Annotated in this window: 20 protein-coding genes and 1 pseudogene; 14 read left to right on the plus strand and 7 right to left on the minus strand. The window is 32.3% G+C overall.

Annotation, left to right across the window (positions count from 1 at the left end; all coding sequences use genetic code 11):
* Positions 1-181 precede the first annotated feature (181 nt).
* The 6 genes from lon to ACVBED_RS09460 all read left to right on the plus strand — a co-directional run bounded on the left by lon (position 182) and on the right by ACVBED_RS09460 (position 6,534).
* Positions 182-2,581 carry an endopeptidase La gene (lon, locus tag ACVBED_RS09435; protein ID WP_447120037.1) on the plus strand — a complete coding sequence of 800 codons (2,400 nt, stop codon included), beginning with the start codon at positions 182-184 and terminating at the stop codon, positions 2,579-2,581.
* Between the two features lie 96 nt (positions 2,582-2,677).
* Complete coding sequence (locus tag ACVBED_RS09440; RefSeq protein ID WP_447120038.1) at positions 2,678-3,793, plus strand: AI-2E family transporter; 1,116 nt, start codon at positions 2,678-2,680, stop codon at positions 3,791-3,793.
* 437 nt (positions 3,794-4,230) lie between these two features.
* Positions 4,231-5,160 (plus strand): DUF4349 domain-containing protein, encoded by a 930-nt coding sequence (locus ACVBED_RS09445; RefSeq protein WP_447120039.1) that lies wholly within the window; start codon positions 4,231-4,233, stop codon positions 5,158-5,160.
* Positions 5,161-5,181: 21 nt separating this feature from the next.
* Complete coding sequence (locus ACVBED_RS09450; protein WP_447120040.1) at positions 5,182-5,592, plus strand: hypothetical protein; 411 nt, start codon at positions 5,182-5,184, stop codon at positions 5,590-5,592.
* A 74-nt stretch (positions 5,593-5,666) separates the two neighbouring features.
* Positions 5,667-6,083 carry a hypothetical protein gene (locus ACVBED_RS09455; protein ID WP_447120041.1) on the plus strand — a complete coding sequence of 139 codons (417 nt, stop codon included), beginning with the start codon at positions 5,667-5,669 and terminating at the stop codon, positions 6,081-6,083.
* A 31-nt stretch (positions 6,084-6,114) separates the two neighbouring features.
* Entirely contained in the window at positions 6,115-6,534 is a 420-nt protein-coding gene (locus ACVBED_RS09460) for a hypothetical protein (RefSeq protein ID WP_447120042.1), read from the plus strand.
* An 85-nt stretch (positions 6,535-6,619) separates the two neighbouring features.
* Here the strand turns inward: ACVBED_RS09460 and ACVBED_RS09465 are convergent.
* Positions 6,620-7,375, minus strand: a pseudogene (locus ACVBED_RS09465) (GLPGLI family protein); the annotation flags it as partial.
* A 472-nt stretch (positions 7,376-7,847) separates the two neighbouring features.
* Here ACVBED_RS09465 and pgi point away from each other — a divergent pair.
* From pgi to ACVBED_RS09500, 7 genes are all read left to right on the plus strand, one after another.
* Positions 7,848-9,491: a glucose-6-phosphate isomerase gene (gene pgi, locus ACVBED_RS09470; protein WP_473094930.1), complete on the plus strand. Its 1,644-nt coding sequence runs from the start codon at positions 7,848-7,850 to the stop codon at positions 9,489-9,491.
* 36 nt (positions 9,492-9,527) lie between these two features.
* A complete protein-coding gene (locus tag ACVBED_RS09475) occupies positions 9,528-10,412 on the plus strand; it encodes a bifunctional 5,10-methylenetetrahydrofolate dehydrogenase/5,10-methenyltetrahydrofolate cyclohydrolase (protein WP_447120044.1) in 885 nt (294 codons plus the stop codon).
* Positions 10,413-10,497: 85 nt separating this feature from the next.
* On the plus strand, positions 10,498-11,127 hold the full coding sequence (locus ACVBED_RS09480) for a 7-carboxy-7-deazaguanine synthase QueE (protein ID WP_473094931.1): 630 nt from the start codon (positions 10,498-10,500) through the stop codon (positions 11,125-11,127).
* Between the two features lie 27 nt (positions 11,128-11,154).
* Positions 11,155-12,522, plus strand: coding sequence for an exopolysaccharide biosynthesis polyprenyl glycosylphosphotransferase (locus tag ACVBED_RS09485; RefSeq protein WP_447120046.1), 1,368 nt, complete (start codon positions 11,155-11,157; stop codon positions 12,520-12,522).
* A 38-nt stretch (positions 12,523-12,560) separates the two neighbouring features.
* Positions 12,561-13,313, plus strand: a complete 753-nt coding sequence (locus ACVBED_RS09490; RefSeq protein WP_447120047.1) for an MlaE family ABC transporter permease — start codon at positions 12,561-12,563, stop codon at positions 13,311-13,313.
* Positions 13,313-14,131 carry an ABC transporter ATP-binding protein gene (locus ACVBED_RS09495; RefSeq protein WP_473094932.1) on the plus strand — a complete coding sequence of 273 codons (819 nt, stop codon included), beginning with the start codon at positions 13,313-13,315 and terminating at the stop codon, positions 14,129-14,131. The genes ACVBED_RS09490 and ACVBED_RS09495 overlap by 1 nt, the downstream gene beginning before the upstream one ends.
* Complete coding sequence (locus ACVBED_RS09500) at positions 14,115-14,738, plus strand: outer membrane beta-barrel protein (protein WP_447120048.1); 624 nt, start codon at positions 14,115-14,117, stop codon at positions 14,736-14,738. Before ACVBED_RS09495 ends, ACVBED_RS09500 begins: the two co-directional genes overlap by 17 nt.
* Positions 14,739-14,770: 32 nt before the next feature.
* On the opposite strand, the gene ACVBED_RS09505 is transcribed toward ACVBED_RS09500, so the two are convergent.
* Entirely contained in the window at positions 14,771-15,097 is a 327-nt protein-coding gene (locus tag ACVBED_RS09505; protein ID WP_447120049.1) for a hypothetical protein, read from the minus strand.
* A gap of 80 nt (positions 15,098-15,177) precedes the next feature.
* Positions 15,178-15,984, minus strand: a complete 807-nt coding sequence (locus ACVBED_RS09510; protein ID WP_447120050.1) for a M48 family metallopeptidase — start codon at positions 15,982-15,984, stop codon at positions 15,178-15,180.
* 102 nt (positions 15,985-16,086) lie between these two features.
* Between ACVBED_RS09510 and ACVBED_RS09515 the strand changes: the two genes are divergently transcribed.
* Positions 16,087-16,620, plus strand: coding sequence for a DUF4251 domain-containing protein (locus ACVBED_RS09515; protein ID WP_447120051.1), 534 nt, complete (start codon positions 16,087-16,089; stop codon positions 16,618-16,620).
* Here ACVBED_RS09515 and meaB read toward each other — a convergent pair whose 3' ends face one another.
* From meaB to ACVBED_RS09535, 4 genes are read right to left on the minus strand one after another with little or no spacing between them, the layout of a single operon-like run.
* Positions 16,621-17,604: a methylmalonyl Co-A mutase-associated GTPase MeaB gene (gene meaB / locus ACVBED_RS09520; protein WP_447120052.1), complete on the minus strand. Its 984-nt coding sequence runs from the start codon at positions 17,602-17,604 to the stop codon at positions 16,621-16,623.
* Between the two features lie 10 nt (positions 17,605-17,614).
* The gene (locus tag ACVBED_RS09525) at positions 17,615-18,274 is read right to left on the minus strand and encodes a hypothetical protein (protein WP_447120053.1); all 660 of its coding nucleotides are present in this window, start codon (positions 18,272-18,274) and stop codon (positions 17,615-17,617) included.
* Positions 18,275-18,289: 15 nt separating this feature from the next.
* On the minus strand, positions 18,290-20,407 hold the full coding sequence (scpA, locus tag ACVBED_RS09530; protein WP_473094933.1) for a methylmalonyl-CoA mutase: 2,118 nt from the start codon (positions 20,405-20,407) through the stop codon (positions 18,290-18,292).
* Between the two features lie 50 nt (positions 20,408-20,457).
* A complete protein-coding gene (locus ACVBED_RS09535) occupies positions 20,458-20,760 on the minus strand; it encodes a hypothetical protein (protein WP_473094934.1) in 303 nt (100 codons plus the stop codon).
* Positions 20,761-20,849 lie beyond the last annotated feature (89 nt).

Here is a 20,849-nt window from a genome sequence, read left to right on the forward strand (position 1 = left end):
CATTTCTCGAACTTATTTAAATTCAAAACTGGAAATTATGACCAACTATTTTTCATCATTTTTAATGGCACAAGAATTGGCAAATGAAGAGAACAAAGTCGCAAACCCTCTATTTAAAATTATTTTTAGAAAAAGGTATTTATTTAAAATTAAAAAATGACAATATGTCATTCAACATATTATGAAAGAATTTGAAGATTTAGACTTCACAGATATTTTAGAAGACGGTTTTAGCATCGTTACAGAAGAAATTGATGAAAGAGAAATGGTTCCAACAGATAAAAATCAAAAAATATTTCCCATTCTTCCTGTAAGAAATATGGTGATGTTTCCTAAAGTAGTCATACCTATAACCGCCGGACGCCAAATTTCAAAAAATTTGTTAGAGAGCGCACAAGAAAATAATGAACTTATTGGTATTATAAGTCAAAGAAACGGCGATATTGAAAATCCTGTAGAGAAAGACCTCTACACTGTAGGAACAATTGCGAAAATTATTAAAATCATCAAACTTCCTGAAGGTAATATAACGGCGATAACGCGCGGTGTAGGAAGATTTAAAATAAAAAATTACGTTGCGACAAAACCGTTTTTTAAGGCAGAAATCACAAAATTAAAGGATACTATTTCTAAAGATAAGGAAGAATTTGAAGCTTTGATCGATAACATTAAAGATTTAGCAATTAAAATGATCGAACTTGATCCAAATATTCCGAATGCTGCAAATTTTGCCATTCGAAATATGAACGATAATGAAGATCTGCTAAATTTCATTTGTACAAATGCCAATTTTACTTCCAACCTTAAACAAGATTTATTAGAAGAAAAAAGTCTCATGCTTCGCGCCAATAAGTGCTATGAATTAATGCACGAAGATTTCCGAAAACTGGAACTTAAAAATGCTATTCATCAAAAAACCAGTAAAGATTTAGACCAACAGCAAAAAGAATATTTTCTAAATCAGCAGATCAGAACCATCCAGGAGGAATTGGGCGGTGGACCCGAGTCTGATGTTGAAGAATTTTTACTAAAAACTGAAAAAACTAAATGGAATGATGAGGTTGAAGCTCATTTTCAAAAAGAAATCAGTAGGCTTCAGCGACAAAATCCAAACTCACCAGATTATAACGTACAAAGAAATTATCTTGATTTTTTCACAGATCTACCTTGGGAAACTTACACGAAAGATGTCTTTAACATTATAAAAGCAGAAAAAGTTTTAGACAAAGCGCATTTTGGATTAGAAGATATTAAAAGACGAATTTTAGAACACATGGCCGTTTTAAAATTAAAAAATAATATGAAATCCCCTATTTTATGTCTAGTTGGCCCTCCGGGGGTTGGAAAAACATCCTTGGGAAAATCAATTGCAGATGCTTTAGGAAGAAAATATGTACGCGTTTCATTAGGCGGACTTCATGATGAAAGTGAAATCCGAGGTCATAGAAAAACGTACATTGGTGCAATGGCAGGCAGAATTTTGCAATCCATTAAAAAAGCCGGAACTTCTAATCCCGTTATTGTCTTAGACGAAATTGACAAAATTGCTGGTAGCATTCATGGTGATCCAAGTTCTGCTTTATTAGAAGTTTTAGATCCCGAGCAGAACAATAATTTTTATGACAATTTCTTAGAAATGGGTTACGATTTATCTAAAGTAATGTTCATTGCCACGGCAAATTCTCTTTCAACTGTACAAACTCCACTTTTAGACAGAATGGAAATTATTGAGATTGCAGGTTATACTTTGGAAGAAAAAATAGAGATCGCAAAACGACATCTGATTAAAAAACAGTTAGAAGAAAACGGATTAAATGTAAAATCTCTAAAACTAGGAAATGCAGAATTAAGGCATATCATTGATGCGCATACTTCTGAAAGTGGCGTTAGAAGTTTAGAAAAAAAATTGGCGGCAATTTGCCGTTGGGTTGCATTGCAAACCGCTATGGAGAAGGAATATAATCCAATAATCACCATTGATAAAACAGACGAAATTTTAGGAGTTCCGCGTCCTGGTAATTTGTCAGAAATAACAAGTGTTCCGGGTGTTGTGACCGGTTTAGCCTGGACAAGCGTTGGTGGAGATATATTATTTATCGAAAGTATTTTAAGTGAAGGAAAAGGAAACCTCACAATGACCGGAAATCTCGGAAATGTAATGAAAGAATCCGCAACAATTGCCTTAGAATATATCAAAGCTAAACATGATGAACTTGGTATCTCTGCGGAAGATCTGCAGAAAAAAAACATCCACGTTCACGTGCCCGAAGGTGCAACACCAAAAGATGGTCCTTCTGCAGGAATTGCGATGCTAACGTCAATTGTTTCAAGTTTTAAAAATAAAAAAATAAAATCTCATCTCGCCATGACGGGTGAAATTACACTTCGTGGAAAAGTATTACCAGTTGGCGGTATTAAAGAAAAACTTTTGGCAGCAAACCGCGCCGGAATAAAAGAGATAATTCTGTGTGAAGCCAACCGAAAAGATGTGGAAGAAATTAAAAAAGATTATCTTAGAAATTTAAAGATCAACTATATAGAAAGAATGAGCGAAGTAATCGATCTCGCTTTGGAAAAGTAATTTTTATTCAAATATTTATATAAAATCCGCTGCAAATTTTTTTTTGACAGTGGATTTTTTTTACATTTTTAAGTATATTTGTTTTAATAATTTAAAATGTTGCAAAAAATAAATCTACCTTTTCTGATCAAACTTAGTTTGGTTTTAGTCAGTGTATTATGCATTGGCTATCTGGCTGATATTGGAAAAATGATATTAGCCCCTTTATTTTTTGCTTTTTTAATTTCGCTGCTTTTTTTACCTTTTGCCAATTTTTTAGAAAGAAAGCTGAAATTTAACAGAGGTCTTTCTACTTTAGTTTCTGTTCTAATTATGATTTCATTTTTAGGCGGATTAATATTCTTTTTCGGAAGTCAATTTTCTAGTTTAAGTAATGATTGGCCGCAGCTGCAAAAACAAGTTACCCACTCATTTGGTGAATTGCAAACCTGGGTTTCTCACACTTTTAACATCAATTTCAATAAACAGTTGAAATATTTAAATGAAGCGGGTGACAAAATTCTTTCCTCAAGCACGATCATTTTAGGTACTACATTAGCGATTTTCTCCTCAAGTTTAGCATTTGCGGCATTCAGCGTCATCTTTTTTATTTTTATTTTAAATTATCGACGTGTATTATATCGCTTTATAATCAATGTTTTTAAAGACGAGCACCGTTATAAAGTTGAAGAAATTACCACTGAAATCCAGAAAATTATAAAGAAATATATAGCAGGTTTATTTATCGAGATTTTTGTAGTTTCATCACTTACGAGTATTGTTTTAACAGTTTTAGATGTAAAGTACGCCCTATTATTAGGCGTTCTGACGGGTATTTTAAATGTGATTCCTTATGCTGGAATTTTTATTTCGGCGATTTTGGCAAGTTTTATTAGTTTTGCAATGGGCGGAACTTCAAAATTTCTACTGGTAATTGTAGGCTATTTAGGCGTTCACCTTTTAGACAGTAATATTATTTTGCCTTTCGTAGTTGGTTCTAAGGTAAAAATAAATGCACTTTTCTCTTTCATCATTATTTTAATCGGAGAAAGTTTGTGGGGAATTTCGGGCATGTTTTTAGGAATACCTTTCCTCGCTATTTTGAAAATAATTTTAGACAGAATTGAAGGATTAAAGCCGTGGGGCGCACTTTTAGGTGATGAAGAAAAAGTCGTTCGACCAAAAAGAAAATTGAAAATCAGCAAGAAAATTACAATCGAAGAAAAAGATTAATACCTTTAAAAATCTATAGCAAAAGTAAAAATACGAAAATTTTAAAAAGCTTTTTCAACAGTTAGGAAGGTTCCGTGCTTACTATCTTTGCTTGGAATCATTGAAGTATATTTGATGGTTTCTTAATACTCTTTCTTTTGACCAAAATCTTGGGCGTTAGTATTCTACTGCCGGTAATTGTATAGAATTTGGATCCCATTCTTAATCAATATTTAGATCTTACTTGAAGACAAACTCAGACGAAAAAGCAATCTTTAATAATTAAAACTTCTAATCTTGTAAAATAATTTAGATAAAATTCAGATAAATTTTTTACAATTAATTGATTATCATTCTGTTATAACACTTAAAATTTTACAAGCTTTAAACAAGCAGTTTACAAACTAACTTCTGCTAACTTTTAGAAATTTACTTTCATAATTATAAAACCAAATCTTATGAAACTTAAAAACTTAAAAATTTCAGCAGTTCTACTAAGCATTTTCTTACTTAATTCATGTAAAAAAAGTGGAAATATAACTGCTGAAAATACTGGCTATTCTCAACATGATGCAGTTGTCGCAACCGATAGCGCATCCGCAGAAATATCTTACGCTGCTACGCAAAACATCAAGGATAAAAAATTTATGAAATCTGCCGATCTGAGTATGGAAGTGGAGGATGTTTATAAATCGACCGTTGAAATTGAAAAATATGTCAGAAACAATGGCGGATTCGTCACTAAAAGTGCTTTGATTTCAGATATTCTTTCAGACGAAACTTATAATACTTCCAATGAAAAAGCAATGCTAGTCAGAAAATACCAATCTGAAAATAGCATGGAAGTACGTGTTCCGACGGAAAAATTTGGTGATTTTTTGCAATATGTTAATGATCAAAAACTTTTTCTAAAAGCAAGAAATATTTATGCGGAAGATATCACAGCCAATATTCATTTAGCAAAATTAGAAAATACCAGACTCGAAAAAAATCAGGATGAAATTTCTAAACTAAAAACAAATGCGGCAAAGTTAAAGCTGAAAAATGAAAACGAATCTGAAAACAATTACCAGAAAACGGCAAATTTCACTACAGATGACAATTTAAAATATAGCAGCGTAAAAATATTCATTAGAGAACCAAAAATTCGTGTGGCGGAAATCGCAATTACAAACAGTCAAAATATTGACAACAAATACAAAACAAATTTTGTTTATGATTTGAAGACCTCTTTAATAGTAGGATTTCTTTTAATTCAGAAAATTATAATGGGATTATTCAGCATTTGGCCAGTCGTATTAATTATTATAGTTGCTGGTCTTATTTACAGATGGAATAAAAGAAAAAATACAGTGAGACTTGAGGTTGAAAATAAAAATAATAATTAACTTTACTTCAAACTAAAATAAATGAAAAAATTATTGTTATTGATCACACTTTTTGCGGGAATATTTACCTTTTCGCAGGTAATCGTCACTTCAAATAATAAAGATTTAAATGAAGTATACAAGGGCGGGAAAAAACAACTTATGCAAGATCTGCGTCAGAATTTTCGTGCTTTCTCTGCTGATTATGGAATTAATGGAAAATTTGTGATCACTTTTGATCTGGATAAAGATGGTAAAATCACCAATGCAAAAGTCTTTCCAGAGCAAGTTGATGATGCTTTCTCTTTTGCTTTTATAAGAACCTTTAAAAGAGTAAAAAATAATTTTAATACGGAAATGCCCACAAAAGATTTAGCAGTAACCATGGATTTCAGCGTGAAGGACAGATATGAAAACAGAACGCCGTCAAAAACCTACCACGAGAAAAGATAATTGCTGTTTTTTTGCAAAAAAATTAAAAGAATTCTTATTAAAAACTCTTAACTTTGTCATCAGACAAATTTTAAATGAAAAAATTTTTCATCTTAAGTATTTTACTTTCAGCTACTTTTACTTTTGCTCAAATATTTGTTTCCCCAAAAAGTAAAGATTTAAATGATTTTTATAAAGGTGGAAATAAACAATTGATGAAAGATGTGCAAGATAATTTCGGCGCATTTATCTCTGATTATATTATAAACGGAAAATTTGTTTTGAGTTTCGATTTAGATAAAGATGGAACTATCATCAACCCAAAAGTTCAGCCTGAGCAAGTTGACAAAAATTTCACCTATGATTTTATACGCACGTTTAAAAGAGTGAAAAATAATTTTAAAACTGATTCGCCTAAAAAAAGTCTCGCGATTTTAGTTGACTTTAGAATTCCAGAAAGAATTAGTGGTGGCGGTCAATCTCAATTTACACACGAACCTGCATCCAGATAAAAACATTTTACAGATAATAAAAAATAGTCACATGAAGAAATTTCTTTCAATAATAGGATTGGTAGCTTTTGGTTTTACTTTTAGCCAGGTCACCGTAACACCCGAAAGCAAAGATTTAGACGCTGTATATAAAGGCGGTAATAAACAACTGATTGCAGATGTACAAAATAACTTCAGTGTATTTTCATCAGATTATCAGGTTAACGGTAAATTTATCATCACTTTTGATATAGATAAAGATGGAAAAATGATCCATCCCAAAGTTCTGCCAGAAGTAAATGAAGATTTTGATTTTGCCTTAATTCGTTCTTTTAAAAGAGTAAAAAATAATTTTAATTCAAATATGCCAAAAAGTAAGCTGGCAGTTTTATTAGATTTTACTCCAAACTTTAAAAGTGATGACGGTCGGGAACGCTTTAATGAAGTATATGATAGAACAACTGGAAGATAACCATCTTCATAATAAAAAGAGCCTTCTATTAACCTCCGAAAAATTTGGGAGGTTTTATTTTGGATTGGATAGCTAATTCTTAAAATTAATTACCTATTTCAATAGGATTTTCATATTTTTTATCTTCTTTATATTTGTCATTAAGTAACTTGGTAAAATCTGGAGTATTTTTTATTTTTCCCCCGAAAGTAAAATCACTCTCTAAATTATTTTTTGCTTTCAAAAAATCTTTTTTAGAAAACTTTTTCGCGTTTGAAAACCTTGACATCGGATATTCTTTCTTAAAAGTTTTAACTTCAACCGCCGTAAAATTAAATTCATTATTAGAATCATGCACTTCTAAAATTAAACCCGGAAGTCCATTAAATTTGTACGGGCCAAAAGGAAAGGAATAACTGCTACTAAAATAAGCAATCCATTTTCTACCATATTTTGAAATAGTGGCTTTTTGACATTTCACACCAAAAATTTGTTTGTACTCATTTGCTAAAGTCCAATTCATTTCATTTGGTTCAGTGTAACCAATTTCAGTACCCATAATAGAATCAGAAAAGTTGATCTCATCCTTATCTATTAAAATATTATATTGGTATTGTGGTTCGTAATATTGCATTACTTCTTCACCACGTTTATTTTCTAATTTTAGTGAGTCTGAAGTGTACGAATTGGCTGTGAGGAAAACAGATTTATCTCGACTTGCCACTAGAACTAAAGTTTTATCTATTTTTTTACTGTTGGGCTTTTTACTTTCTAAATAATTTAAAACATACAACACTCTAATTTTTGAATCTATTTTATTTTGAGAATGTGCTACGATACTGCATACTGAAATAAAAAGATGAAAACTGTTTTTTGCATACTAAAAGATAAAATATTAATTTGGAGGTGGGGCAAGGAATGTAACTTGTTTTACTGGAGATCCACATAACAATACATTATAATTGCTTGCCGTAATTAAGGCAGAACTATAATTTAATTCAGAGCCTACACTGGTAAAAGATGTAGTTCTGCCACATGTAGATGTATAAGTGTAGGTGTAATCATTTCCAGAAGAACTAGTTTAAAACAACTGTTTGTGCGCTTAATAAGCCTGTAATGCCAAAAGCAAATAGTAAAAATAATTTTTTCATTTTTATAAATTTATTGTTATTATTACTCAAAAATATAAATATGCAAATTTTTTAAAAGAAAATTTAAAATGAATGTTAAATTATATTATGAAAGCAAATATTAATAAGCAAAGTTTTTTCTTTAAATTTGCAAGGCTTTAAATTTATTTAAAATTTAAAATCTATCATTTAAAATTCTCTAAAATGCTACCAAAAATAAATCCTCTCGAAACCGAATCCTGGAAAAAACTTCAAGAACATTTTGCGACAAATGATTTTGAAATGCGCTCGCTTTTTCAATATAATCCCGAACGATTTTCTCAATTTTCTGTACAACGAGAAAATTATTTATTTGATTATTCTAAGAATTTAATTGATGATAAAACTTTAGAACTTCTTTTAAATCTTGCAAAAGAATGTAAACTTGAAGACGGAATTAAAGCCATGTTTTCCGGCGCAATTATTAACGAAACTGAAAATCGCGCAGTTCTTCATACCGCATTAAGAGATTTTTCTCCACAACCAATTTTAGTAAATGGCGAAAATATTAAACCTGAAATAAAAAAGGTTTTAGACCAAATGAAATCTTTTTCAGAAAAAATAATTTCTGGCTCGCATAAAGGGTTTTCCGGAAAAGAAATTACAGATGTTATAAATATCGGCATTGGTGGTTCAGACCTCGGGCCAGTAATGGTTTGCTCGGCTTTAAAACATTTTAAAACAAGATTAAATGTGCACTTTGTTTCAAATATTGATGGCAATCATATTTTCGAAACTTTAAAAAATTTAAACCCAGAGACTACACTTTTTATTATTGCGTCTAAAACTTTTACCACGCAAGAAACGATGACCAATGCAAATTCTGCGAAAGAATGGTATTTAAAATCCGGAAAAATAGAAGACGTTGAGAAACATTTTGTAGCACTTTCTACCAATATTAAAGCGGTAAAAGAGTTTGGGATTGCTGAAGAAAATATATTCCAATTTTGGGATTGGGTCGGCGGAAGATATTCTTTGTGGAGCGCAATTGGTTTAAGCATCGTTCTTTTTATTGGTTATGAAAACTTCGAGCAACTTTTAAAAGGAGCAGAAGATACAGACATACATTTTAAAACTACCGATTTCTCGGAAAACATACCTGTTTTAATGGGGGTTTTAGGAATTTGGTACCGCAATTTTTATGACGCGGGAACTTATGCTATACTTCCCTATTCACAATATCTAGAAAGATTTCCAGCGTATTTGCAACAAGGCGATATGGAAAGTAATGGGAAATCTGTTGACAGAAATGGCGATTTTGTAGAATATGAAACTGGCCCAGTTATTTGGGGCGAACCTGGAACTAACGGACAACATGCTTTCTATCAATTAATTCATCAGGGAACAGAATTAATCCCAGCAGATTTTATCGCTTATGTGAAATCGTGCAATGCAATTTCAAATCACCAAGAAATATTATTAGCTAATTTCTTTGCGCAAACTGAAGCATTGGCTTTTGGTAAAACTGAAAATGAAGTGATTGAAGAACTAAAAACAGAAGGAAAAACAGAAGAGGAAATTTCTAAACTTTCGCCTTACAAAGTTTTCACGGGGGATTCTCCAACTAATTCAATATTTTTTAAGGAATTAACCCCGTTTACTTTGGGTCAATTAATTACACTTTACGAACACAAAATTTTTGTACAGGGCATCATCTGGAATATTTTTAGTTTTGACCAATTTGGAGTGGAATTAGGTAAAGTTTTAGCTGGAAAAATACTTCCAAAACTTATTGATGATCAAGAAGTAAACTCTCATGATTCCTCTACTAATGCATTGATTAATTATTATAAAAATAATAAATCCTAAAAGAATAAGAATGATAAATTCCTCTAAATAGATATTATGGCAAAAATACTTGATGGCTTAAAAATTTCGAAAGAAATAAAAGCAGAGATAAAGGTAGAAGTAGATAAAATATTAAATAATAAAAAAAGAGCACCGCATCTGGTCGCCATTCTTGTAGGTAATAATGGCGCAAGCCAGGCTTATGTAAACAGCAAAGTGAAAGATTGTGAAGATGTTGGATTTAAATCTAGTCTTCTAAAATTTCCAGCAACCGTTTCCGAAGCTGAACTTCTTGAAAAAATTCATGAATTAAACCATAGCAAAGCAGTAGACGGTTTCATTGTACAGTTACCTTTACCAAAACAGATCGATCAGGAAAAAATTATCATGGCAATTGACCCACGTAAAGATGTAGACGGTTTTCATCCGGAAAACTTTGGGAAAATGGCTTTGGAAATGGACACTTTTTTACCAGCTACACCTTTTGGCATTCTCACATTATTAGAACGTTACGGCATTGAAACCAAAGGAAAACACTGCGTCATTATCGGAAGAAGCAGAATTGTTGGTAAACCGATGAGTATATTAATGGGAAGAAAAGATTTCCCAGGAAATTCAACGGTTACTTTAACGCACAGTTTCACCCCCCATATTGAGAAATTTACGCAAAGCGCAGATATCGTAATTACGGCTTTGGGCGACCCAGGTTTTTTAAAAAATGAAATGATTAAAAAAGGGGCAATTATCGTAGATGTTGGAATTACAAGAGTAGAAGATGATTCTGCAAAAGGATATCATTTAGCTGGTGATGTAGATTTCAAAAGTTGTGCAGAAAAAGCTTCCTGGATCACTCCAGTTCCTGGCGGTGTTGGTCCAATGACGCGCGCTATGTTATTAAAAAACACACTTTTAGCGTATAAAACTTCAGTATATAACGATTAATTTTTGGACATAGATTATTTTAATCGAATAAACTAGTCCAGTATTTGAAAAAAGCCGGTAATAAAACCGGTAGAACATTTTAGAAATGACAGATTTAGAAAAAATAAGATTAGAGAATGGTGAACTTCTTCCTGTGATGGAGCACTTTTATACTATACAAGGGGAAGGCGCACATACTGGAAAAGCTGCCTATTTTATTAGATTAGGAGGGTGCGATGTAGGTTGCCACTGGTGTGACGTGAAAGAAAGTTGGGACCCAACTTTACATCCTTTGATGGAAACTTCAGAAATTGCTTTAATTGCCGCTTCAAGTTGTAAAACAATAGTTTTAACAGGTGGTGAACCGCTCATGTGGAATTTAGAATCTTTGACAAAAAAACTAAAAGATCTTGGTTGTACAATCCATATTGAGACTTCTGGCGCATACAAAATGAGTGGGATGTTAGATTGGATTACCCTCTCGCCAAAAAAAACAGGGCTTCCAAAAACTGATATTTATGATAAAGCCGATGAGCTAAAAGTAATTATTTTTAACAATAATGATTTTAAATTTGCCGAAGAACAAGCGGAAAAGGTCAACGAAAATTGTAAATTATACCTCCAAAGCGAGTGGAGCAAGCGTGCGGAAATGTATCCTAAGATGACAGATTTTGTTTTACAAAATCCTCAGTGGCAAGTTTCTGTGCAAACACATAAGTATCTAAATATTCCGTAAATTTATTATTCCAAATTTTTATTTTAGATGCAGAGACTTCGCTATTCACGATATTTTAAAGGTGTATTTATTGCATTAGATATCGTAGTATTATCTGTCGTTTTTATATATTTATTTTGGATAAAAGATGGTTTTGATGAAGGTGACGGCATTTCTGAACTTAATATAATTTCATTATTTATACTTAATTCTTTCTGGATTTTACTTAGCGGCAGAACAAAACTATATTCCATTCCACGTAATCTTACGTTTACAATTTATCTTGAAAGAATTATAACACATATTTTTATTTTCATTTTGGGAATAATTCTTTTAGGAAAGGTGAGTAATAATCAATTTTTAAAAGAAGATAGATTTCAGGTGGGCGTTGCTCTTTTCGCCTGTTTGACCATAATAAAATCCTTTTCATTTTTTACTTTAAAATACCTGCGGACATTTGGTTTTAACCATAGAAACATTATGTTTTTGTCCGAAAATGAATCTACTAATTATTTGAAAAGTATTTTGAATCAAAGGAAAGACTATGGTTTTAAATTTTTTAATTTTAATGAAACTTTAACCATTGAAAATCTTGAAAAATTTTGGAAAGCTAATGGAATTCACACTTTAATCTTACCTTCAGAAAATTCTGTTATAGAAAAAGAATTAGAATTTGCGATATTTAATTCTGCTGAAAGAAGCAAAGTTTTAATTTCTTTGGTTCCAAATATTATTCAAAATAATTTTTTAAAATATGATTTGGAATATGTTGAAATGCAACCAATTTTGACACAAGCAAAATTCCCATTGGATTATTTTACCAATTATCTAATAAAAAGAATTTTAGATATTATATTTTCTTTACTATTTTTAATTTTTATCGGTACATGGCTTTTCCCTCTTGTTGCGATTTTTATAAGGTTAGGAAGTAAGGGGCCCGTTATTTTTTTTCAAAGAAGATATGGCTTTCAAGAAGAGGTATTTGAGTGTATTAAATTCCGCACGATGTTTGAAAATGAGACAAGCAGTACAAAAACTACCTCCACAAACGATTTGAGAATTACTGCTTTTGGTAAATTTTTAAGGAAATCAAGTCTAGATGAAACTCCGCAGTTCATTAATGTTTTAATGGGTGATATGTCAATTATTGGTCCCAGACCTCATATGCTATTGGTAGATGATTATTTTAAGCAAAAAATTAGACGGTATTCTCTCCGCAGTTATGTAAAACCTGGAATGTCTGGTTTAGCCCAAGTAAATGGCTTACGTGGTGACGGTGAAAATATTGAGTTGACCATGCATAAAAGAATTTTAGCAGATTCATTTTATGTTAAGAATTGGACCATAAGTTTGGATCTGGTTATTGTTTTTAAAACGATATTATTGATTCTAAATGGTGATAAAAATGCGCATTAAATTCAAATAAATAAAATAAAATATACTAATTTAGCCCCATGTTAAATCGATTGTTTGTTTCCATTGGTGAATATTTTATACTACTGGGGAAAGCTCTAAAAAGACCGCAGAATTCTTCTGTTTTTGTAAAACTATTTTTTAGAGAAATTGCAGATTTAGGCGTAAATTCCTTCGGATTAGTACTTTTTACCTCCACATTTGTTGGTGCTGTTGTGGCAATACAGATGTTTAATAATTTTACAGCATCTTCTTTTCCTATCCCACTAAGTTTTATTGGCTACGCAACAAAAGTAGTGTTGATTTTAGAATTCGCACCTACAATCATTTCAGTTATTTTAGCTGGAAAAGTCGGTTCTTATATCGCCTCCAGTATCGGAACAATGCGCGTAACAGAGCAAATAGACGCCTTGGATATTATGGGAGTTAATTCACCAAATTTTTTAATCTTACCAAAAATATTAGCGAGTGTTATTTTTAATCCTTTATTGATTGCAATTAGCATTGTTTTTGGCATTTATGGAGGATATTTAGCTGGTATTGCAACCGGAAGTTGGAGTAAAGCAGATTATATAACCGGCATTCAGATGTACATGCCGTTTTCATTTATTTGGTATGCGTTTTTCAAAACAGCAGTTTTCGCTTTTATAATTGCAACAGTTCCCGCTTATTTTGGTTTTAACGTAAAAGGTGGTTCGCTAGAAGTTGGGCGCGCAAGTACACAAGCTGTAGTCTGGACTATTGTTTCAATTATAATGGCAAATCTTTTACTCACCCAAATGTTTTTAAGCTAATGATAGAAGTAAAAAATTTAAAGAAAAATTTTGGTAACGTTGAGGTCTTAAAGGGCATTACTACGACATTTGAAACTGGCAAGGTCAATATGATTATTGGTCAAAGTGGCTCGGGGAAAACGGTGTTTCTTAAAAGTTTACTTAATGTTTATCAGCCTTCATCTGGTGAAATTATGTTTGATGGCCGGGATATTAATAAAATGTCCAGAGAGGAAAAACAAACTTTACGTTCAGAAATTGGTACCGTTTTTCAGGGAAGTGCGTTATTTGATTCGATGACGGTTGATGAAAATATTATGTTTCCTTTAAATATGTTTAGTGCTTTAACTTATAGAGAGAAGAAACGCCGCGTGATGGATGTTATTGGTAAAGTGCATCTAGGTAAAGCTAATCGAAAATACCCATCAGAAATCTCGGGAGGTATGCAAAAGCGCGTAGCGATTGCCAGAGCTATTGTAAATAATCCAAAATATTTATTTTGCGATGAACCCAACTCTGGTCTAGATCCTTACACCTCTAATATTATTGACGATTTACTTCTTGAGATAACACAAGAATACAATACAACTACGATCATTAATTCTCATGACATGAACTCCGTGATGACCATTGGAGAAAAAATAGTTTACTTAAGAATGGGAATAAAAGAATGGGAAGGAAATAAAGACATTTTGATCAACGCAAATAATAAAAACCTTATTGATTTCGTTTATTCATCAGAACTGTTTAAAGAACTAAGAGATTATTTTTTAAAAACAGATAAAACGTACATTGAAAATATTATAACAAAACCCCCAGAAAATGAAACAGATTTTTAGTATCGCTTTAATAAGTCTAGCGAGTTTAGCATCCGCACAAATATCTTTTGCAGTAAAAGCAAATGCTATTTTCCAAACAAGCTCAGCTTCTTGGAAGGACATTTCCAATACTACTACAACAGCTTATAATAATTCCGGGAAAAATGCTGCAGGATATAACGTAGGTCTTTCTGTAAAAATTTCAACACCAACTTCTTTTTTTGTAATGCCAGAATTGTATTACACTACATTTAAAAACGAATTTACAGATCCTAACAGTAATGTGAAATTAGAAGCAAAATACAACCGCGTAGATTTGCCAGTTTTATTGGGCTACAATCTTTTAGGAGAAACGTTGGGTGTTTTTGTAGGTCCAGTTGCAAGCTATAATCTATCTAAAAACAATCAATATCAAGATTTTACAGAAAATGCATCTAAAGAATTTACCGTTGGTTATCAATTTGGAGCGCAATTTCAGCTATCTAAACTTATATTAAGCGCGAGGTACGAAGGCGCTTTTTCTCAAGATCAACGTAAATACGTCAGTCAAGCTGTAGGTTACCAAACAACAATAAGATACGACAACAGACCAAGTTTTCTTTTGGTCGGACTCGGGTATAAGTTTTAGAAAATATTAGATAAAAAGATAATTATGCAAAATCACAATGGGTTTTGCATATTTTTTTTCTCAATTTCCTCATCTGCAATCGTTTGATTACGAGCTAAAATCGCAGCTTGAATTTCTAATGCATTTTTTTCTTTTTGCAACTGGATATAGTTTTTTCTTTGATTTTCTTTTCGGATAGATGAGCCTTTGCTTAGATAACCTACCAAACCGCCGATAATTAATCCAATGCCTATTCCCGCCAAAATTCCCATTAAATTAATAGGTTCAAATAATTTTATGAAAGAAAATTCAGGAATTAAATAGTATAAGAGAAACGATAATGCCAATAAAATTATCCCGATAAAAGTTAAATTTTTCATGTCCTGAGTAATCTTTAAATTAAAAAACCTTTCCAAATTTACTTAAAATTTTAGAAAGGTTTTTTAATTTTTGTTTAATTTTATTTTCCACCGGCCGCACGATAATACTGCAAAGCTCTTGGCATATCATTCAATAAATCTGCTCTTCTATTTTCAGGAGCGGGGTGTGTTGACAAAAATTCTGGCGGTCGCTGTCCGTCTCCTGCAGCACTTTCCATTCTTTGCCAGAAAATTGGAGCTTGCTGCGGATCATAGCCAGCCATTGCCATTAAATACAATCCCATTTCGTCCGCCTCTAATTCTTGTTTCCTCCCATAGGCTAAAAGTCCTACTTGTGCGCCAACAGGATATGCTTTTGCAAAAATAGCCGCCACTTGCTGATTAGAAATTGTACTCCCAAGAATTGCACCGCCATATTGAGCAATCATTGCTTGTGAAATCCTTTCATTACCGTGTCCAGCTAAAGCGTGTGAAATTTCATGACCTAACACGACTGCCAATCCGGTTGCATCTCTGGTAACTGGCAAAATTCCAGAATAAACGGCAACTTTACCGCCTGGCATACACCACGCATTTAATTGTGGATCCTGTAATAAATTAAATTCCCATTGATAATTTGCCAAATTGGCTTGCAAACCTAAATCAGTATAATATTTAATTGCGGCATTTTTTATTCTATTTCCCACAGTTTTCACCTGATTTGCTGAAGCTGTTCCATTAATTACCTTCGCCGTCTGCAAAGTTTGTTTATATTCTTGAAGTGCCATTGCGTCTATTTGTTGGTCATTGGCCAAATGCAATGATGATCTGCCTGTGATCGGATTAGTTGTACAAGCCCATAGACTGACGCTAACTAAGCTAATTCCTAAAATATTTTTAACTTTCATAATAATTTTTTTTTGAATTTGCAATTTTTATTCCAACTTTAAAATTAATTAAAAAACAGTGCCTTTAGCATTAAATTTGATATCTTTTGTAAAATTAAGAAAATGAAAAACACTCTCTATATAAGTCTCATATTAATTATTTTTAGTTTTAATAGTTGTGCAAAAAATGTTTATACCACACCGCTTAATTTAAAAGAACTGATATCTTCCGATCAATTTACCTTTCGTGCGGAACGTGCAAATCCTACCAACAGCGACGTGATCAACGTTATGAACAGTTTTCCTAATGGAGGCGGTTCTCAAAGATTTTTAAATTTAGATTACGGATATATTATTACTTTAAAAAATAAAGAATTAACTGTGGATTTACCATATTTTGGAAGATTATATACGCCTAATTTGAACCAAGATAAAAATAATTTTAATTTTACTACTAAAAATTACACACTTTCAAAATCTCAGAATAAAAAAGGGGATTGGGATTACAAAATCGTGACTACTGATCAATCTACAAATGTGACGATAAACTTAGAAATTTATTCAAACGGAAAAACTTATGCTAATTTAAGCGCTCAAGACAGGCAATCAATTAGTTACGACGGATATATTATGAAAAATAAGGTAGATAAAAAATAATCAAGTTTTCTTAAATATTTTTTCTACCCACAATCTCGCTTCAGAACTTGGATTAGACTTCAATTCTGAGGCATTTTTCTTATGTAAATTAAATTCATTTTCAGAACTTTCCTTTGTTTTTAATTCTTCCAAAATATAATTTTGAACCCAATACTCAAAACGTTTTTCTGCTTGCAAATGTCGGGTTTCCTCAAAGTTATCATTATCTTTTTTTTGATCAATAAAGTTACTTATTTCGTCAAAAACTTTATCTAAACCATTATTTTCTAAAGCCGAACCTAAAACCACTGGGATTTTCCAATTTTTCTCTTTTGATGGCATAAAATGTAAGGCACGCATTAATTCCACTTTTGCATTTTTTGCTTCACGCAGATTTTTATCATCCACTTTATTAATGAAAACGACGTCTATCATTTCCATAATACCGCGTTTTATGCCTTGTAGCTCATCGCCGCCACCCATTATTTTAAGAAATAAAAAAACGTCCGTAATATCTGAAACTAAAACTTCACTTTGACCAACTCCGACCGTTTCAATTAAAATAAAATCGTAACCTGCCGCTTCGCAAAGCAACATACTTTCAAAAGTCGCATTTGCGACACCACCCAAAAATCCAGAACTTGGGCTTGGTCTGATAAAAGCATTTTTCTCACGCGCCAATTCTTCCATTCGGATTTTATCGCCCAAAATACTTCCTTTGTTTAAAGTAGAACTTGGATCAATTGCTAAAACTGCTACTTTTTTGCCTTTTCCAATTGCCAGTTTTCCGAAATTTTCGATAAAGGTAGATTTCCCTGAACCTGGAACACCTGTAACGCCAATTCTAATTGATTTTCCTGTAAATGGTAAGATTTCTTTTAGCAATAAATCTGCCTGTATTCTATGTTCCACTTTTTTACTTTCCACCAAAGTAATGGCTTTTCCGAGCAATCTTTTATCGCCGGATTTTATGCCGTTTACTAAAGTTTCTGTAGAAATTTCCATAGAAATTAATTTAATTTACCCAATTATTTTCTGTTCTAATTAATATCCATTTACCTTTAACTTTTTTATAGAAAGCGGTATTACCAAAACCATTTAATGGATCACAAATATTAGAAATCGTAATTACACAAAAGCTTTGTTCTTTATTAAAAAACGGAACCGATAGCCGCTCAATACATTTGTCGCCATAAATTTTCTGAAATTCCATCCAATAATTATTAGATGGCTTTTTACTTAAATTGTAAAGTTGTTCGTCATTTATGTATTGTAAATTTCTTTTTATTTTATTCCTATTAAATATAAAACCACGCAATATTTTAGCAGTATAACTATAATATGCAGAATCTTTTTTTAAGAAAATAGAATCGTATCTTACGTTAATTGCAACTCCTGGTGGTGGCGGAATATTTTTATCTATTTTATCCGATTGTAAATAAATTGGCTTTAAAGAAATGTCATAAATCTTTTCATAGTGTCTGAAATTTCCATTCACAAACATCAAACTATCATTTTTAAATTCATCATTAATAATTTGATTTAAAACCTCATAAATTACATTTTCATTTTCCTTACTATGATTTTTATTAAAGTAATTTTCATTAACTCTTTTCTCTTTTTTATTGCAAGAAAATAGAATTAATGCTAAAAATAAAAAATAAAAACTCCTCATTATTTTTTAAATCTATTACTTCAACATTTTTTCTAAAATCTCACATGCAGATTTTGGCAAATTAGTTCCAGGCCCAAAGATAAACTGCGCGCCATTTTCATACAGAAAATCATAATCCTGCTGCGGAATTACACCGCCGACAACTATTGTAATATCTTCCGCACCTAATTTTTTTAATTCTTCCACCACTTGCGGAACAAGAAATTTATGTCCGGCCGCCAAAGAAGAAACGCCCAAAATATGAATATCATTTTCCACCGCTTGCATCGCCACTTCTTCTGGCGTCTGGAATAATGGAGCGACGTCTACATCAAATCCCATATCTGCAAAAGCAGTTGCAACAACTTTTGCACCGCGATCATGACCATCCTGTCCCATTTTTGCTACCATGATTCTTGGTCTGCGTCCTTCTTTTTCCTCAAATTTTTGAGCTAATGAAATGGCTTTTTCAAAATATACGTTTTTACTTGCATTCATGGCATAAACTCCTTGTATTGTTCTTATGTTAGCTTTATACCTTCCAAAACTTTCTTCCAAAGCATCACTCATTTCACCAAGAGTCACTCTTCTTCTTGCCGCTTCGATAGATAATTCCAAAAGATTTCCACTTCCAGTTTTCGCACAATCTCTCAATTTGTTTAAAATTTCTAGAACTGAATCTGCATTTCTTTCAGCTTTAATTTTATTTAATCTTTCGATTTGAGATCGTCGAACTTCAGTATTATCAATATCTAGAATATCTAAATCAATTTGTTTTTTAACTGATTTAAAAGCATTTACACCAATAATAAATTCTTCGCCGCTATCAATTTTTGCCTGTTTTTTTGCAGCAGCCTCTTCAATTCTCATCTTTGGAATTCCGGCTTCAATGGCTTTTGTCATGCCGCCTTCCTCTTCTACTTCATTGATAAATTTCATCGCTTCATCAATCATTTGCTGCGTCAAACTTTCTACCAAATGACTTCCGCCAAAAGGATCGACAACATTACAAATGCCACTTTCCTGTTGCAAAATAATTTGTGTATTTCTGGCAATTTTTGCAGAATAATCTGTTGGCAGAGCAATAGCTTCGTCTAAAGCGTTTGTATGCAACGACTGTGTTCCGCCAAGTACAGCAGATAACGCTTCAATAGTTGTTCTTGTAATATTGTTAAATGGTTCCTGCTCCGTTAAAGACCATCCCGAAGTTTGAGAATGCGTTCTTAAGGCTAAAGATTTTGGATTTTTTGGATCAAACTGACTTAGAAGGTTTGCCCAAATATATCTTGCTGCACGTAATTTCGCAATTTCCATAAAATGATTCATGCCGATTGCCCAGAAAAATGACAGTCTTGGTGCAAAATCATCTACTTTCATTCCAGCTTTTATACCAGTTCTCACGTATTCTAAACCGTCGGCTAAAGTATAAGCCATTTCTAAAACCGGCGTTGCGCCAGCTTCCTGCATGTGATATCCCGAAATGGAAATTGAATTAAATTTCGGGATATATTTAGAAGTGTATTCAAAAATATCTGCAATAATTTTCATTGAAGGCGTTGGCGGATAAATATAAGTATTCCGGACCATGAACTCTTTCAAAATATCATTTTGAATGGTTCCTGATAATTTTTCCTGCGAAACACCTTGTTCTTCAGCGGCAACAATATAAAAAGCTAAAATGGGCAGAACGGCGCCATTCATGGTCATTGAAACTGAGATTTCATCCAATGGAATTTCATTAAACAAAATTTTCATGTCTTCTATAGAATCTATCGCAACACCAGCTTTTCCGACATCACCTTGCACTCTAGGATGATCTGAGTCATAACCGCGATGTGTGGCCAAATCAAATGCAACCGACAATCCCTTTTGACCAGCCAAAAGATTTTTTTTATAAAATTTATTAGACTCCTCTGCTGTCGAAAAACCTGCATATTGGCGAATTGTCCAGGGTTTTTGAAGATACATTGTAGAATATGGACCCCGTAAATAGGGTGCAATTCCGGCAGATGAATTTATAAGTTCATTCTTTATTTCATCTTTTTCGGTGTAAGATGATTTTAATTGGAGACCATCTTTTTCAAAAAAATAAGGAATTTTTTCGGAGAAATTTATTGAAAAATCGGGATTTTTATTTAGGATTTCTTGACGCATATTTGGATTTAAAAAGTAAATAGCTAAAATAAAAAAGGTCTAGACTGAAACTATTTCTCAGTTTTTTCTTTTACATTTTTTGCGCCTTTTTCAACTGCGGCTGCAGCATCGGCTGTGGCTTTTTTCAAACCTTGTTTTACATCTGTCGCTCCTTTTTCTAATGCATCATTGGTTTTTTCCAAACCAGTGTTCATCTTAATTTTTGCAGAATCTACTTTTTGATTATCCATGCCGATCGTAGTGACAGAAGTTGTAGAATCCCCGTTTGCACTTACAACGGTGGTTTTTTCCTTTGTGCAAGAAGTAAAGATTAATAAACCACCCAATAATAAAGACGTCAATAATTTTTTCATAACAGTATTTTAATTTAGGATAAAGTTAATGAAAATTTAATTTTACCGATAGAGATTGTTGAAAAGAAAATAGAATGTGATACGCCCCG

It is taken from the genome of Halpernia sp. GG3 (genome assembly GCF_052976925.2).

What these genes read in the sequence shown, in the direction of transcription:
- ACVBED_RS09485 (WP_447120046.1), top strand. Translation starts at nt 11,155, where the DNA reads ATGCAGAGACTTCGCTATTCACGATATTTTAAAGGTGTATTTATTGCA.
- scpA (WP_473094933.1), bottom strand. Translation starts at nt 20,407, where the DNA reads ATGCGTCAAGAAATCCTAAATAAAAATCCCGATTTTTCAATAAATTTC.
- ACVBED_RS09505 (WP_447120049.1), bottom strand. Translation starts at nt 15,097, where the DNA reads ATGAAAAATTTAACTTTTATCGGGATAATTTTATTGGCATTATCGTTT.
- ACVBED_RS09500 (WP_447120048.1), top strand. Translation starts at nt 14,115, where the DNA reads ATGAAACAGATTTTTAGTATCGCTTTAATAAGTCTAGCGAGTTTAGCA.
- ACVBED_RS09480 (WP_473094931.1), top strand. Translation starts at nt 10,498, where the DNA reads ATGACAGATTTAGAAAAAATAAGATTAGAGAATGGTGAACTTCTTCCT.
- ACVBED_RS09455 (WP_447120041.1), top strand. Translation starts at nt 5,667, where the DNA reads ATGAAAAAATTTTTCATCTTAAGTATTTTACTTTCAGCTACTTTTACT.
- lon (WP_447120037.1), top strand. Translation starts at nt 182, where the DNA reads ATGAAAGAATTTGAAGATTTAGACTTCACAGATATTTTAGAAGACGGT.
- ACVBED_RS09515 (WP_447120051.1), top strand. Translation starts at nt 16,087, where the DNA reads ATGAAAAACACTCTCTATATAAGTCTCATATTAATTATTTTTAGTTTT.
- ACVBED_RS09440 (WP_447120038.1), top strand. Translation starts at nt 2,678, where the DNA reads ATGTTGCAAAAAATAAATCTACCTTTTCTGATCAAACTTAGTTTGGTT.
- ACVBED_RS09510 (WP_447120050.1), bottom strand. Translation starts at nt 15,984, where the DNA reads ATGAAAGTTAAAAATATTTTAGGAATTAGCTTAGTTAGCGTCAGTCTA.
- meaB (WP_447120052.1), bottom strand. Translation starts at nt 17,604, where the DNA reads ATGGAAATTTCTACAGAAACTTTAGTAAACGGCATAAAATCCGGCGAT.
- ACVBED_RS09535 (WP_473094934.1), bottom strand. Translation starts at nt 20,760, where the DNA reads ATGAAAAAATTATTGACGTCTTTATTATTGGGTGGTTTATTAATCTTT.
- pgi (WP_473094930.1), top strand. Translation starts at nt 7,848, where the DNA reads ATGCTACCAAAAATAAATCCTCTCGAAACCGAATCCTGGAAAAAACTT.
- ACVBED_RS09475 (WP_447120044.1), top strand. Translation starts at nt 9,528, where the DNA reads ATGGCAAAAATACTTGATGGCTTAAAAATTTCGAAAGAAATAAAAGCA.
- ACVBED_RS09460 (WP_447120042.1), top strand. Translation starts at nt 6,115, where the DNA reads ATGAAGAAATTTCTTTCAATAATAGGATTGGTAGCTTTTGGTTTTACT.
- ACVBED_RS09495 (WP_473094932.1), top strand. Translation starts at nt 13,313, where the DNA reads ATGATAGAAGTAAAAAATTTAAAGAAAAATTTTGGTAACGTTGAGGTC.
- ACVBED_RS09450 (WP_447120040.1), top strand. Translation starts at nt 5,182, where the DNA reads ATGAAAAAATTATTGTTATTGATCACACTTTTTGCGGGAATATTTACC.
- ACVBED_RS09445 (WP_447120039.1), top strand. Translation starts at nt 4,231, where the DNA reads ATGAAACTTAAAAACTTAAAAATTTCAGCAGTTCTACTAAGCATTTTC.
- ACVBED_RS09490 (WP_447120047.1), top strand. Translation starts at nt 12,561, where the DNA reads ATGTTAAATCGATTGTTTGTTTCCATTGGTGAATATTTTATACTACTG.
- ACVBED_RS09525 (WP_447120053.1), bottom strand. Translation starts at nt 18,274, where the DNA reads ATGAGGAGTTTTTATTTTTTATTTTTAGCATTAATTCTATTTTCTTGC.